The 15115-nt window shown below is 59.5% G+C and carries 11 protein-coding genes; 8 read left to right on the top strand and 3 right to left on the bottom strand.

The annotated features are described in order from the left end of the window. Positions 1 to 152: 152 nt before the first annotated feature. The 3 genes from ACZ9H3_RS04715 to ACZ9H3_RS04705 form a co-directional block, all read right to left on the bottom strand. Positions 153 to 2300 (bottom strand): TonB-dependent siderophore receptor, encoded by a 2148-nt coding sequence (locus ACZ9H3_RS04715; RefSeq protein ID WP_476219894.1) that lies wholly within the window; start codon positions 2298 to 2300, stop codon positions 153 to 155. Positions 2301 to 2512: 212 nt separating this feature from the next. Continuing rightward, positions 2513 to 4513 (bottom strand): peptidase U32 family protein, encoded by a 2001-nt coding sequence (locus ACZ9H3_RS04710; RefSeq protein ID WP_476219892.1) that lies wholly within the window; start codon positions 4511 to 4513, stop codon positions 2513 to 2515. Between the two features lie 122 nt (positions 4514 to 4635). Then, positions 4636 to 5016 (bottom strand): RidA family protein, encoded by a 381-nt coding sequence (locus ACZ9H3_RS04705; RefSeq protein ID WP_099774894.1) that lies wholly within the window; start codon positions 5014 to 5016, stop codon positions 4636 to 4638. Between the two features lie 443 nt (positions 5017 to 5459). On the opposite strand from ACZ9H3_RS04705, the gene tssA reads away from it, so the two are divergent. The 8 genes from tssA to tssH all read left to right on the top strand — a co-directional run bounded on the left by tssA (position 5460) and on the right by tssH (position 15080). Further along, positions 5460 to 6467, top strand: a complete 1008-nt coding sequence (tssA, locus tag ACZ9H3_RS04700; RefSeq protein WP_099774892.1) for a type VI secretion system protein TssA — start codon at positions 5460 to 5462, stop codon at positions 6465 to 6467. Positions 6468 to 6497: 30 nt separating this feature from the next. Further along, complete coding sequence (gene tssB / locus ACZ9H3_RS04695; RefSeq protein WP_102052920.1) at positions 6498 to 7010, top strand: type VI secretion system contractile sheath small subunit; 513 nt, start codon at positions 6498 to 6500, stop codon at positions 7008 to 7010. 11 nt (positions 7011 to 7021) lie between these two features. Continuing rightward, positions 7022 to 8512, top strand: coding sequence for a type VI secretion system contractile sheath large subunit (gene tssC, locus ACZ9H3_RS04690; RefSeq protein WP_102052921.1), 1491 nt, complete (start codon positions 7022 to 7024; stop codon positions 8510 to 8512). A 37-nt stretch (positions 8513 to 8549) separates the two neighbouring features. Beyond that, positions 8550 to 9020: an Hcp family type VI secretion system effector gene (locus ACZ9H3_RS04685; RefSeq protein ID WP_102052922.1), complete on the top strand. Its 471-nt coding sequence runs from the start codon at positions 8550 to 8552 to the stop codon at positions 9018 to 9020. A gap of 110 nt (positions 9021 to 9130) precedes the next feature. After that, on the top strand, positions 9131 to 9619 hold the full coding sequence (gene tssE, locus ACZ9H3_RS04680; protein WP_145991796.1) for a type VI secretion system baseplate subunit TssE: 489 nt from the start codon (positions 9131 to 9133) through the stop codon (positions 9617 to 9619). Further along, on the top strand, positions 9612 to 11486 hold the full coding sequence (gene tssF / locus ACZ9H3_RS04675; protein ID WP_102052923.1) for a type VI secretion system baseplate subunit TssF: 1875 nt from the start codon (positions 9612 to 9614) through the stop codon (positions 11484 to 11486). The genes tssE and tssF overlap by 8 nt, the downstream gene beginning before the upstream one ends. Beyond that, complete coding sequence (gene tssG / locus ACZ9H3_RS04670; protein ID WP_102052924.1) at positions 11471 to 12433, top strand: type VI secretion system baseplate subunit TssG; 963 nt, start codon at positions 11471 to 11473, stop codon at positions 12431 to 12433. Before tssF ends, tssG begins: the two co-directional genes overlap by 16 nt. Positions 12434 to 12452: 19 nt before the next feature. Further along, on the top strand, positions 12453 to 15080 hold the full coding sequence (gene tssH, locus ACZ9H3_RS04665; protein ID WP_476219887.1) for a type VI secretion system ATPase TssH: 2628 nt from the start codon (positions 12453 to 12455) through the stop codon (positions 15078 to 15080). Positions 15081 to 15115: the final 35 nt, after the last annotated feature.

The raw sequence follows: 15115 nt of genomic DNA, 5'->3' as shown, positions 1-15115 counted from the left end.
CCCGTGTCGGCCAACAGGTGGCGTTGCGGACGGTGCCGCAAACCCATCAGCTCACTATAGAAGTGCGCTGCAATTGAGCAAACGCAACAGGGCGACGAGCCGGTGCGCAAGTACCCGCTCGTCCAGTGGCTGGGCCGTATGCCGTTGACGCGTCAGAAGGTATAGGCGATGCCCGCCTGAACCGTACGCGGCGCACCGGGATAGACGTAGTTGTTGAACGCGCCTTCGTCATAGCCTTTGTTGAATACGTTTTTCACGTCGAGGTTCAGACGTACATGTTCGTTGAGCTTATAGAAGCTCAACAGGTCGACCACGCTGTAACGGTCCATGGTGTAGGTCTGTGCGATGGTCTGCCCGGCCCGGTCATCGACATACTTGACCCCCATGCCCAGCCCCAGCCCCTGGGCTATGCCATCCTGGAACTCATAGACGTTGAGCAGGCTGAAGGTGTTGCGGGGAATGTTGGCCAGTCGTGTCCCAGTCTCCAGTGAGTTGTCCTTGGTCACCTCGGCATCAACGTAGGCATAGCCCCCGATAACCCGCCACTCGGGCGTGAGGTTGCCTGCAATGTTGAGGTCCAGACCACGGCTGCGCACCTCGCCCGCTGCAACCTTGTAGTCTTCATTGACTGGGTCGACGGTCAGGACGTTTTCCTTGACGATCTGATACACCGCTGCATCGACGCTCAACTGACGTTCAAGTGCTTCCCACTTCATACCCAGTTCGACGGATTTGCCTTTTTCCGGAGCAAAACCCTCATCCTGGCGGCTGGCACCGCTGTTGGGCTTGAACGAGCGCGCCGTGTTGGCATACACCGCAAGGGTATCGGTCAGGTCATACATCAGGCCAAAGCGTGGGGTGACCGCGTTGTCGGCTGCTTCCCAGCCTTTGCTGTTGGGCAGGTAGTTGTTGTAGTCGTGCTCGAAGCGCTCGACGCGTACCCCGGCCAATGCCTTGAGACGCTCGGTCAGAGCTACCTGGTCCTGGACAAAAAACGCCCAGGTCTTCAGGTTTTCCTTGTCATGGGTTGTGGTTCGGGTCAGGGCAGGGCGCGGTTGGCCGAGCACGGGATCGAAGATATCGATGGGGTACGCCGATGCCCCAGCCGCGGATCGCTGGATGATCGACTTGTAGTCGTAGTCCTCGTACTCGACGCCGGTCAGCAGGGTATGGGCGAAACCGGCGGTATCGAAGTGCCCCGTCAGGTTCAGTTGCACGTCCCGGTCGGTCCACTCCAGCTTGCGATAGTTGAAGTTACGGTTCAGGGTGCGGCCGTCCGCTTGCAGGGCGTTGGCTTCCACGGCGTTGCCTTCCACGGCGTTGCCTTCGAGGCTGCCGTCAAGCATCTGCACGCCACCGGCCAGTGTCCAGTCGTCGTTCAGCGCGTGGTCGAAGCGCAGTTGAGCCATGTTGTTGTCATTGTGCAGCAGGTTGTCGCTGCCTTTTTCCCAGATGTTGGTATCACGCGAGGCGCTGCCTTTTTGCGTGGCATAGCGCGTCAGGCCTCGGTCGAGCGGGTGGTTGTTACGCATGAAGTCACCCTCGAAAACGATCCGGGTCGTCTCGTTGACCTGCCAGCTCAGCACGGGCGCAACGTCGTAACGCTCACTCTCGACATTGTCGCGGAAACTCTCGCCACCTTCGCCCAGCAGGTTCAAACGATACGCCAGTGAACCCTCCTGGTTGAGCGTACCCGTAGCATCGAGGGTGGCACGGTGCATGCCTTGGTCGTCGATCTGGCTGCCGACAGTCACCTTTTGCTCAACCAGCGGCTGTTTGCTGACCACGTTGAAGGTGCCGCCGGGATCGCCACGGCCGTAAAGGCTGGTAGCCGGGCCGCGTAACACCTCGAGTCGCTCGACGGTGTTGGCATCGGGGGCGTTCGGGTAGCCGCGGTTGATAGGAAAACCGTTGCGGTAGAACTCGCCGGTGGTAAAGCCTCGGACAGTAAAGGTGGTCAAGCCCTGGCCACCGAAGTTGTTGGCCCGGCCAACGCCGCCAGCGTAGTCCAACGCGTCCTGCAATCGGGTCGAACCGGTGTCTTCAAGCACATCGCGTGGCACCACACTGACGGACTGCGGGGTTTCATGCAGGGCGGTGTCGGTACGGGTCGCACTGGCCGAGCGGGTTGCCTTGTAGCCTTGCACCGGGCCGTCGGCGCGCTCGGCATCGGCGGCGTCGGCATTGATACTCAAGGCTTGCAGCTCGACCAGCGGTGGCTCGGTTTCATTTGAAGGATTAGCCCACACGGTGGGCGTAACAGCATGAAGCAGGCATAGCGAGACGAACGTGCGACGCATGGAAGGCGCAATCCTTGGAGGCGAGTGGTAGCAATTTGAATGCGCGATAATAATAGTAATTATCGTTAACATTCAAAGTGTATTTTCCCACTTCACGCTTTCTCGCTGACAAGGCCCTTGAATGACAACAGGGCCCTTGGAAAACCAAGGGCCCTGTTGTAGGTGCAGGCCAAAATGAGCGGTTGCGACTGCCTTGAGCGCTACACGATCACTCAGTGAGGGGCGCGAGGAATGGTCTTGAGCAAGTCTTCCGGGCTGATGTGCCCGACGACCTGTTCCACCACGCTGCCCGGTTGCGGCAGGTCAAGGATGTGGCCCTTCATCTTGCCGATGACGTGCATTTCGCAAGGCTTGCAGTCGAACTTCAGCGTCAGCACCTCGTCGCCATGTATCAGTTGCATCGGTGCGACCTTGGTGCGCACACCGGTGACGCCCTTGGCCTGTTTGGGGCAGAGGTTGAAGGAAAAACGCAAGCAGTGCTTGGTGATCATCACCGGCACTTCGCCGGTTTCCTCGTGGGCCTCGAAGGCGGCGTCGATCAGCTTCACGCCATGGCGGTGATAGAAATCGCGGGCCTTCTGGTTGTAGACGTTGGCCAGGAACGACAGGTGCGACTCCGGGTATACCGGTGGCGGGTCTGTCTCGGCTTTGCGGCTGCCACGTGGGTGGGCGTTGATACGGGCCATGGTCAGCGCATCGATGACCTCGCGGCGTAACGCCTTGAGCTGCGAGTTGGGGATGAAATACGCCTGGGGTGCATCCAGCGTGATGGCCGTGGCGTGGTACTGGGTAGTACCCAACTGGCCAAGCAGGTCATGCAATTGCTCCAGGGCCTGTTCCGGCTTGTTGGCCAGGCCGAACGGGCCGTCCAGGGCAGCGCTGGCGGTGATGCCTTCCTCACTGGTGGCGGCCAGTTCCAGGCGATCCTCGCGCAGGCGAGCGAGCCAGGAAAGACCGACCCGGCGCTCGGCGGACGTCTTGAGCAGGGCTTGCTGCCAGTTGTGGTCCAGGTTGCGGCTCAGCGGGTGGCCTGGGCGCAACTGGTGCAGGCCCTCGGGCATTTCGTTGGGTTCGACGCGGTAGCGGTAACGCTTTTCGCCATCTTCTTCGAACTCGCCCTTGGCTTCGGCGATGTTGGCGCGAAAACCCACCACTTCGCGTTTGACCAGTACATTGAGGCCGTCGCCGTTGGACAACGGCTCATGGCTGACTACCAGCAGGTCACGCTTGCCGACCTTCTCGACGACACCCACCGGCAGGCCGGTGAAGGTTGGCGAATCAAAGGCGCCGATGTCGATCTTGCGCTCGCTGACGAAGTAGTCGGTACTGCCGCGGTGGAAGGTCTTGTCTGGATCAGGCACGAAAAAGTGCGCGGTACGGCCGCTGGAGGCGCGGGCCAGGTCCGGGCGGTCTTCGAGGACCTCGTCCAGGCGCTGGCGGTAATAGGCGGTGATGTTCTTCACATAGCCCATGTCCTTGTAGCGCCCTTCGATCTTGAACGAACGCACGCCGGCTTCCACCAGTGCGCGAATGTTGGCGCTCTGGTTGTTGTCCTTCATCGACAGCAGGTGCTTTTCGTAGGCAACCACGCGGCCTTGATCGTCTTTCAGGGTGTAGGGCAGTCGGCAGGCCTGGGAGCAGTCGCCGCGGTTGGCGCTGCGGCCGGTCTGGGCGTGAGAGATATTGCACTGGCCAGAGAAGGCCACGCACAGCGCGCCGTGAATAAAGAACTCGATCGCCGCATCGGTTTCGTCGGCGATGGCGCGGATTTCACTGAGGTTCAGTTCGCGGGCCAGTACCAGTTGAGAGAAGCCAGCCTGGTCGAGGAACTTCGCCCGCTCCAGCGTACGGATGTCGGTCTGGGTACTGGCGTGAAGTTCGATTGGCGGGATATCCAGCTCCATCACGCCCAGGTCCTGGACGATCAGTGCATCGACACCGGCATCGTACAGTTGGTGAATCAGCTTGCGTGCCGGCTCCAGCTCGTTGTCGTGCAGGATCGTATTGATGGTAGTGAACACCCGGGCGTGGTAGCGGCGGGCGAACTCTACCAATTGAGCGATATCACTCACTTCGTTGCAGGCGTTGTGGCGGGCGCCGAAGCTCGGGCCGCCGATGTACACGGCATCAGCGCCATGCAGGATAGCCTCGCGAGCAATGGCAACATCGCGGGCGGGGCTGAGTAATTCCAGGTGATGCTTGGGCAGGGACATGTTTTTCTGGTCGTTTGTCACGGTCAAGGCGCGCATTGTAGCTGCGAAACGCTTGACCGGCACCCACCTGCTGCCCGGTGGCGGCCGCTCGCGGAGGGCCGCCACTGGATAGCACCGTGGATTCAGCCCTTGGCGGCCATCGCTGTGACCTCTACGCGCATGCCTTCAACGGCAAGGGCCGCCACGCCGATCGCGGCGCGCACCGGCCAGGGCCTTGCGAAAAAGCGCTGATAAACCTCATTGAACGCGGCACGGTCGGCCATGTCGGTGAGGTAGATGGTCAGGTGCATCACACGGTCCATGGAACTGCCTGCGCGCTCCAGCGCAACCTTGAGTGCCTGCAGGGTGCATTCGCTCTGCTCGACGATGCCACCCAGCTCCAGACTGCCGTCAGCGCGGGTCGGGATCTGCGTGGAAACCAGCACGCCGCCGAAACTGGCGACGTCCGAAGAGATGGATTCCGGGTCGGGATCGGGGAGGAAGGTGAGGTCGTGGTTTGCCATTAAGGGTCTCTTGCTTGAGGTGATCATCTGCGGCACGCGTGTCGGGGCACGGCATCGTTAACGCGCCCAGTTTAAGCGCACTGGCCAGGGTATGCATGCACCAAAGCGCCCGGCGCGCAGGCATCTGTGGTCAATAGGGTAACGACGCCTTCATTTCGCAGGAAGCGTCCTACATTGCTGCGGTAACTAAACCTACTTTCACGGCCCCTGTTGATCAGCACAATAGCGTCGTCGGCAAACACCGATAAATAGAACATGCTGACAGTCATTTAAGTGATTGGGTCGCTATCAGGGTATTGAAAAACAGCCCGCTGCACTTTTAGTGGTTGCGTGTTTATAGCGTTTCTTCAAATTTCCTCGTTTGTATTCAAGGCCTGGGCGCAATGTTGTCATGCCCCGATCAACAGGTTTCGCAACTAACGTTTGTTGCAAAAGGCTAACGCATGAGTGTGGATAATTTTATTGCTGCGCTTGCCAATGAAGGGTGTGGTGAGCATCTTGAATACGACGCAGAGTTCCTTGAGCTGTTCAATCAAGTAACGGTGCGGGAAGAGTCGCAATACGGCGATTATGTATTTGTCCCTGAACCCATTGACTGGATTTCCGTCGAGGCGCGCTGCATCAGTTTGTTCAAGCGCACACATGATCTTCGCGTGGCTGTTTGCCTGGCGCGCGCATGGCTTGAGCGTGAGGGCTTGACGGGCTTTGCCAATGGCCTGCAGTTGATTGCCTTTTTGCTTCGGGAGCGTTGGGAGAGCGTGCATCCCCGGCTCAGTGCCGAAGATCACTTTGATCCGTTGGTCAGGGTCAATGCGCTTGCAGAACTTGCGGTGCCGTCGACCATCGGTGTCAGGCTGCGCCGCGAAGTGCTAGCCCGTATCCCTGGGGGCGAGAGCCTCTGTTGTTCGGACCTGGCGTTGATTGCCAGTGCAAACGAGTCCGCGGAGCGTGACGCCTCGCTGGTGCGCTTGACCGGGTTGATCGAGCCACTTTGCTCGGCGGATCTCATGCGTGGGTTGGGCGTGCTGAAGCGCCTTAAAAAGCTGTTGGTCGATATCGGTCAGTGCCTGGATGAAAAGACCGGCCTGGACGCGGTTTCGCCGCTGCATTCCATGGTGCTGCTCTTGCAGCAATGGATTCAGGTCGTTGACAGCCGGTTGCGTAACACGGCCCAGGCAGTGGCCATTGAGCGACTGGAGGAGCGACCGACGCCACAGCCGGTGGTTTACCAACACGCAGGGTTAATAGCGTTTTCCTCGCGAGAGGAGGTGGTCGTCGCGCTTGAGGCGATCGAGGCGTATTACAGCCGTCATGAGCCCAGCAGTCCGATCCCCATGTTGGTCCGCAGAGTACGCCGGCTCGCGGGAAAAGAGTTTCTGGAAATAATCGCCGAACTTGCACCGTCAAGTGTTGGCGAGATGCGCGCGTTGGCGGGTGAACAGGAAGATTGAGGGTTTAAGGTTTCTATTTGAGGGGGTGTCATGTCGAGTAATAGTGGGCAAAAGTTTATTGGTCGTAACCGCGCGCCGCGGGTTCAGATCGACTACGACGTCGAACTCTACGGGGCTGAGAAAACAGTAGAAATTCCTTTTGTGAACGGTGTATTGACGGATTTGTCGGGTGCCAATACTGCGCACTTGCCGTCCGTGGCCGATCGGAAGTTTCTGGAAATTGATATTGATAACTTCGATGAGCGCATGAATGCCATTGCGCCGTCGTTGAAGTTTGCAGTCAAGAATGAGCTGACCGGCGAAGGCCAGCTGTCCATTGCCCTGGATATCAAGAGCATGGACGACTTCAGCCCGGGCGCTATCGCACGCAATGTCGAACCCCTCAACAAGTTGTTGGAGGCGCGCAATCAGCTCTCCAACCTCTTGACCTACATGGATGGCAAGAGTGGCGCTGAGCAACTGGTCGCGCAGTTGCTCCAGGACCCTGCGCTCATGAGTTCGCTGCTGGCGCAAGCGAAGTCCCCAGCCCAAACCACTGAATGAGGTAAGCCGCCATGGCTGCAACTGAACAGATACAGGTCGCTGACAGTCAGCTCACTACCGATGCTCCCGATAGTTTCGGCAGCCTGCTGCAACGCGAGTTCAAGCCGCGCAGCGAGCGGGCCAGTGAAGCGCTGCACGCTGCGGTGCATACCCTGGCTGAGCAGGCACTGAGCGCATCGCACCTGATTGCGGAAGACACGCTGAGCACCATTGAGGCGCTTATCGCCGCGATCGACAGCAAGATGTCGAGCCAGATCAACGCGATCTTGCACCACGACGACTTCCAGAAGCTCGAAGCGTCCTGGCGCGGCTTGCATTACCTGGTCAGCAATACGGAGACCGACGAGAAACTGAAGATTCGCTTCTTCAACGTCTCCAAGGGCGATCTGGCCCGTGAACTGAAAAAGTTCAAAGGCGCGGCCTGGGACCAAAGCCCGTTGTTCAAGAAGATCTATGAGCACGAGTACGGCCAGTTTGGTGGCGAGCCCTTCGGTGTACTGATTGCCGACTACTACTTTGACAACAGCCCGCCGGATGTCGAACTGCTGTCGTCCATGGCCAAGATCGCGGCGGCAGCCCATGCGCCATTGATCAGCGCTGCCGACCCAGGCGCGCTGCTGATGGACTCGTGGCAAGAGCTGGCCAACCCACGTGACTTGAGCAAGATCTTCCAGACCCCTGAGCATGCGGCTTGGCGCAACCTGCGCAGTTCCGAAGACTCGCGCTACGTGGGCCTGACACTGCCGCGTTTCCTCGGGCGTATTCCTTACGGCGCGAAAACCGCGCCGGTGGAAAATTTCAACTTTGAAGAAGTGACGCAGGGCGACGCCAGCAAGTACCTCTGGCTCAATGCGGCCTATGCCATGGGCTTGAACATCAACCAGTCGTTCACGCAGTTTGGCTGGTGCTCGCAGATCCGCGGTATCGAGTCGGGCGGTGCAATCAGCGGGCTTCCCGTGCACACCTACCCGAGCGAAGACGGTGGTGTTGACATGACCTGCCCAACCGAGATCGCCATCAGTGATCGTCGCGAGCTGGAACTGGCGAACAACGGCTTTATGCCGCTGGTGCATTGCAAGCACACCTCGCTAGCGGCGTTTATCGGGGCGCAGTCGCTGCACAGCCCGCAGCAGTACGACGATCCCGACGCCACCGCGAATGCGCAATTGGCGGCGCGCTTGCCTTACCTGTTCGCTACCTGCCGTTTTGCCCACTACTTGAAGTGCATCGTGCGCGACAAGATCGGCTCGTTCAAAGAACGTGCGGATTTAGAGCGCTGGCTTAACAGTTGGATCATGCGTTATGTCGATCTGAACCCGGCAACGGCAACGGATATCGATAAAGCGCGTAAGCCGCTGTCGGCGGCAGAGGTGACGGTCGAAGAAAATGAGGCTAACCCTGGGTTCTATCGGGCCAAGTTTTTCTTGCGCCCACACTACCAGTTGGAAGGGTTGACTGTTTCGTTACGCCTGGTCTCAAAATTGCCGTCAGTCAAGTCTTAAAGTTTTCAATTTTTGCTTAATATGCGAGGAGTAATATATGATTTTGGTAAAGTTTTATTCGGAGATTAAGGGTACTTCCAAGGTTGAAGGCTATAGGGAATGGCTCGTGTTTGACTCTTATTCGTTCAATACAGTTAGGGACATTTCGGGGAGTGGCGCTGAGCGCAGACTTCTCGCTGGGTATATTTCGGAAGTTTCTCTTACGAAGTCTGCGGATAAGAGTTCGCCGGAATTTTTCATTCAGTCGTTGAAAGGTACGGCATTTACAGAGGCTATTATTGTTGTGCTACACGCTTCGGGTACAAACCAAAAACTGCAGGAGCTGCTACGCATAGAACTTACTAACCCAGTTATCAGTACTTTCTCGACGCACTGTCACACCGATGGTCAGCCTTCTGAACGCATCTCTTTAAACTATACGCGCATCCGTTACAAGTACAATGAATTTGATGGCACCGCCGAGAACGGTACGGCGGACAAAACTTTCGACGTGGCTGCTGCAAAGTAATGTGGTTATCAGGATCAAGGCGCGTTTGAAATGCGTTTGCCTTGGTCCTTTTGATTACGTCTGTTGGATTTCTATGCGTTATCAGTTATCGCTTGTGACCAGGCCTACCCATGAATAGCTGTGCCCACACGTTGCTTGAGCGTTTAAACCTGAATTTTCATGCTGCGAGCACACCTGACATTGCGGCAAGCAAAAATTCTCAGTTGTCCCGTTTACGCGAAGATCTGAGCACGCTGCTAAACACCCGTGGGCTTGTCAGCACACTGGACCTCAGCCAAGCGCCTCACGTCGCTCGTTCTGTACTGAACTACGGGATTGACAGCATTGCGGGCAAGACACTCTCCAGTTTTTCTCCGGAGGCTCTGGTGAAGCGTATTCATCAGGCCATTCTGGCCTACGAGCCAAGGGTGATTCGCCACAGCTTGCAGGTTTCCTGGGTAAGCCGCACCGAAGCGCCCCTGTTCGAAATACAGATGGTCATCGAGGGGCAACTGCGCGATGCAGAGGTCGCTCACCCGTTCACCTTTCGCTCCATCTGGAATACCCAAAGTGGTGCGGTACACGTCGATACAGCACCCCTCAGGGGGCGGCATGGATGAGCGACTGTTGCGCTTGTACGAGCGCGAATTGCAGTTCCTGCGCGAAGGGGCTGCCGAATTTGCCAAGGCCTACCCCAAGGTAGCAAGCCACATTGGCCTGGACACCCAACACAGCCACGACCCCGGTGTGGAGCGTCTGCTCGAGGGGCTGGGCTTCCTGACGGCTCGCATTCAACTGCAGATGGCGTCGGAGTTTCCGCAGTTCACCAGCAACCTGCTGGAGCAGGTCCAGCCTCAATCGTTAATGCCGCTGCCGTCCATGGCGGTGGTGCAGTTCACGCCGGACAAACATCAGGGCAGCCTGCTCAATGGCTTCTGCCTGCCTGCCAGTACCGCGTTGAGCGCGGTTGCCGAGCTTGACGGGCGCACCGTGCGTTGTGAGTGGCGTAGTACTCAGCCGGTCACCTTGTGGCCGGTGCAGATCGAGTCTGCCGACTACCTTGCCAGTACCAGCCTGCTGTCAGGGTTGCCTGCCAGGTTTACCGGCCAGGCGCACTCGGTGTTGCGGCTGCGCTTGCGAACCACCACGGGCGTCACGTTCAAGCAGATTGCTCTGGACGCGCTGTGCGTGTACCTGAGTGGGGCAGGGGCGCTGGCGGTTCACGAAGCGCTGCTCTCGCGTGCAGTCGGTGTGCTTGCAAGGCCGGTTGAGGACACCCCGGCCTGGTGCGAATTCATTGAGCCCGCGTGCATCACCCAGGCCAATCTTGAAGGCGCGCCTGACACACAGGAACCCCTGCGTGGCGTCAGCGGGCACGCCGGCTTCGCGCTGCTCAGGCGTTTTCTGGCGTTTCCCGAAGGGCAGCGCTTTATCAACCTGTCCGGGTTGGGCCCGGCGGTACGTCGGTGCGACAGCGAACATCTGGAACTGCTGATCGTGTTGGCGCCGTTGTCCAATCAGCTGCCCGCCGGGCTCGATGGTTCGATGTTCAATCTGTTCTGTGCGCCGGTGCAGAACCTGTTCCAGAAACGTACTGATCGCATCAACGTGTTGCACCATCGGCCGGAGATTCCTGTGCTGGTCGACCAGGCGAACCCCTTGAACCACGAAGTTCATCAGGTGCTGGAGGTGCACGGCTACTTTAGCGGCAGCCGCGAGCGCCAGCGCTTTGTACCATTGTATTCGCCGCAGGCTCGGGCAACCGACGCAGCCGGCACCGGCTTTTTTCAGGTACAGCGGGCGCCCAGCCGTCCGCGCTCGGCTGCACTGCATGGCAAGCCGTCTTATGCGGGCAGTGACCTGTCGATTGCCCTGGTAGACCCTCAGCACCCGCCGTATCGGCCGGACCTGCATCAACTGGCGGCTGAAGTGCTTTGCTCAAACCGCGACCTGCCGTTGCACATTGGCTTCGGCAAGGGCAATACCGATTTTGTCCTGGATGTCAGCGCGCCCGTACTGGCCATTCGCAGGCTGGCTGGCCCGTCGACGCCGCTCGCTGTGCCGGTTTCGGGCGAGGGGCCCTGGCAGGCGATTCAGCATTTGTCGCGGAACTACCTGCCACTGGCCAATGACGATGGACAGGCCGGGGCACAGGCGTTGCGCGAACTGCTATCGCTTTACATCGCCCCGGATGATGCGGTGCTGCAGCGCCTGCTTGAAGGCATCGTTTCCTTGCGCGCCACCGTGCTGACGCAGCGCTTGCCCGGCAGCGGGCCGGTAGCGTTCGGCCGAGGCTTGCAACTGCACCTGACCCTCGATGATGCCGCGTGCGAGGGCATTGGTACTGTTGCTTTCGGTGCGGTGCTGGATGTTTTTTTCGCCCGCTATGCGGCCATCAATGCGTTTACCCAGACCGTGCTGTACACCGTGGGACGCGGGATGATCATGCGCTGGCCGGTGAGGAGTAGCCAATGCATGACCCTGTGAGCCCTTGGGAGCAATTGCAGCGTCAGGCCTGGCGTTTTGATTTTTTCAGCGCGTTGCGCTGCCTGGATGCGCTCGACCCGCAGCGCCCGCGCCTGGGCACGTCGGAACACCTGCGTGAGGATCTACTGCGCCTGGGCCAGGCGGTGTCACTGGCCTTCGAGCCGGCCATGCTGCGCAACCTGCAACTGCGCGAGGGGCTGCCGCCACAGTTGCGGGTGACCTTTTTTGGCCTGACCGGGGTCAATGGCCCGATGCCGTTGCCCTTCAGTGAAGAGGCCTTGTCCCGCCAGATCAACCACAACGACGGAACACTGGCGGGTTTTCTGGACATCTTTCACCACCGCCTGCTGTGCCTGTTGTATCGCAGCTGGGCGATGGCGCGCCCGGTCGTCTGCGCAGACCGACCAAGCCAGGACCGTTTTTCCGAGTATGTGCAAGCGTTCGTTCCGCACAGCGAACGCTATTACGCCAGCCAATACCTCGACCAGCGACGCAGTGCCGAGGGCCTGCTGGGTGTGTTACGCGATCACCTGCAGGTGCCCGTCACCCTGCATCAATGGCATGGGCGCTGGAGTGCATTGGCGCCGACAGATCAACTGCAATTGGGCGCTGGCACCGAGGCCGCTCAACTGGGGCGCAGTTCCTTGCTCGGGCGCAGGGCGTGGAATGTCCAGCACAGCGTTCGCGTGACACTCGGGCCGCTGTCGCTGGCCGATATGACACGCTTCTTGCCTGGCACCGAGGCGTTGCGCGACCTGGCACGCCTGGTGGATGACTACCTGGGCTGCGGCTTTGAGTGGGATGTGCAACTGCTGCTCGCACCGAGTGCCAATACGCCGATGCGTCTGGGGGGCAATCTATCCCTTGGCCTGACCTCCTGGTTGTCCAGCCACCGCCCCGCGACTCAACCACGAGCCTGTGTTCTGACCCCGGCTCGTCTTCAATGACTACAACAGGAACTGCGCCATGACTGACATCAGCCGCGCCAAGCTTTTTGGAAAGCTCGACACCTTGGCTTATCAGGCGATGGAGTCCGCCACAACCTTGTGTCGGGTACGAGGCAACCCTTACGTTGAGCTGGTGCATTGGTTCCAGCTGGTGCTGCAACAGCCAGACTCCGACCTGCGACGCATCAACGAGCGCTTCGGCCTGAACGCGGGCACGCTTTCCAGCGATTTGATCAGTGCCCTCGACCGCTTGCCCGCGCAGGCGGCCTCGGTCGTCGACCTTTCCGCTCAGCTGGACGAAGCCATGGAGCGCGGCTGGTTGTATGGGGCGCTGCAACTGGATGCGAGCAGAATTCGCAGCGGTCACTTGTTGCTCGGTGTGCTGGGCACGGGAAGCTTGCGGCATACCTTGTTCGCAATGTCCCGAGAGTTCGAGAAGATCAATCGTGAGACGCTGCTCGAACAGTTCCACGAAATTGTCCAGCGTTCACCTGAGCAGCCCGTGCTACCCGGTGACGGGGCACCAGCGGACCAGCCCCGTGAAGCATCCAGCACATTGCAGCGTTACACCAGCGACCTCACCGAGCAGGCACGGCTTGGCAACCTCGACCCGGTGCTGGGGCGCAATGAGGAGGTGCGTCAACTCATCGACATTTTGATGCGTCGACGTCAGAACAACCCATTGCTAGCCGGTGAGGCGGGCGTTGGAAAAACCGCTGTGGTCGAGGGCTTTGCCCAGCGAATTGTCGCCGGTGACGTGCCCGAAGCGTTCCTCGGGGCCCGCGTGCTGGCGCTGGATATCGGCTTGTTGCAGGCCGGTGCCAGCGTCAAGGGCGAGTTCGAGCAGCGCCTGCGCCAGGTGGTCGACGAGGTGCAGGCGGCCACGCAACCGACACTCTTGTTCATCGACGAAGTGCATACCCTGGTTGGCGCAGGTGGTCAGGCCGGTACCGGTGACGCGGCCAACCTGCTCAAGCCGATGCTGGCGCGGGGCAAACTGCGTACGATCGGCGCCACCACGTGGAGCGAGTATAAAAAGCACATCGAGAAGGACCCCGCGCTCAAGCGACGTTTTCAGGTGCTGCGGGTAGACGAACCGAGCCCCGAGGTTGCGATCACCATGTTGCGCAGTGTGCTGCCCACGTTGCAGCGTCACCATCGGGTGCAGATTCTCGATGAGGCGGTGGTGGCTGCCGTCCACCTGTCACACCGTTATCTGCCGGATCGCCAACTCCCGGATAAAGCCATCAGCCTGCTCGACACCGCCTGTGCGCGGGTTGGCATCAGTCAGCAAGCGATGCCCGCACAACTGGCTGACAGCCGCGAGCGCATTGCAAACCTGCGCGCTGAAAAAGTGGTGGTGCAAACGGAACAGGCCATTGGCCTGCTCGACCCTGAGCGTCTGCAACGCCTTTCGCAGCAACTGCGCGATGAACAGCAGTACAGCGCTGAGCTGGAAAAGCGCTGGCAGGCGCAAACTGCTTGGGTCGGCGAGATCCAGCAGTTGCGCGAACGCCTCTGCACCGAGCACCTCGCGCCAAGCGCGGAGCAGGCTGAACTGCAGGCCGCCTTTCTGGAGCGCACCGAAGCGTTGCAGCAGCGCTTGCACGCCGCCCAGTCTGAAGCGCCTGCCCTGGTACTGACGGATGTCGATGCGCAGTCGGTGGCCAGCGTGCTGCAAGGTTGGACCGGCATTCCGTTGGGCACCCTGCAGCGTAATGAAATTGAAACCATCCTCAACCTCGCCGAGCGCCTGGGTGAGCGTGTCATTGGCCAATCCCATGCGATGGAAGCGATTGCCCGTCGTATTCAGACCTCCCGTGCCGGGCTCGATCACCCGGGCAAACCGGTAGGGGTGTTCCTGCTTGCCGGCCCTTCTGGCGTAGGCAAGACGGAAACCGCCCTGGCCCTGGCGGACTTGCTGTATGGCGGTAAGCACAACCTGGTAACGATCAACATGAGCGAGTACCAGGAGCCCCACACGGTTGCTTCGCTCAAGGGCGCGCCGCCGGGTTATGTCGGTTACGGTGAAGGCGGTGTCTTGACCGAGGCGGTGCGCCGTCGGCCGCACTGCGTGATCCTGCTCGACGAGATTGAAAAGGCTCACCCCGACGTCCATGAAGTGTTCTTCCAGGTGTTCGACAAGGGCTGGATGGAAGACGGCGAGGGCCAGGTCATCGATTTTCGCAATACCTTGATCCTGATGACTACCAACGTGGGCTCCGAAGTGCTGTTCAACCGGCAAGGCACCGAGACGGACCAAGACCTTGAACAGCGGCTCAAGCCGGAACTGCTACGCGTGTTCCCGCCCGCGCTGCTCGGTCGCCTTGTTGCCATTCCGTACTTTGCGCTCAACGACAACATGTTGGCCCGTATTGTCGAGTTGCAACTAAAGCGCGTCGCCGCACGCGTAGAACAGCGTTATCAGGTACCGCTGCACTATGACGCGGTATTGGTGGACTATATCGTCAGCCAGTGCACCGATATACACAGTGGCGGGCGCATGGTTGATTCCATTTTGACGAATGGGCTTTTACCGCAGCTCAGTCGCGCATTCTTGCTGGGCGAAATAAATCAAACCGTGCCTCAACGGGTCAGTTTATCGGTTGGGGATGCAGGGATTATTTACGAGTTTGCCAATGACTAAGGCCTTTTTTAGTCGACAGTCCCCGTTTTAAGGCG

It is taken from the genome of Pseudomonas sp. TE3910 (assembly GCF_056279025.1).
Note: the sequence above shows the minus strand (reverse complement) of the source record. Positions and strands in the feature narration are given on the sequence as shown.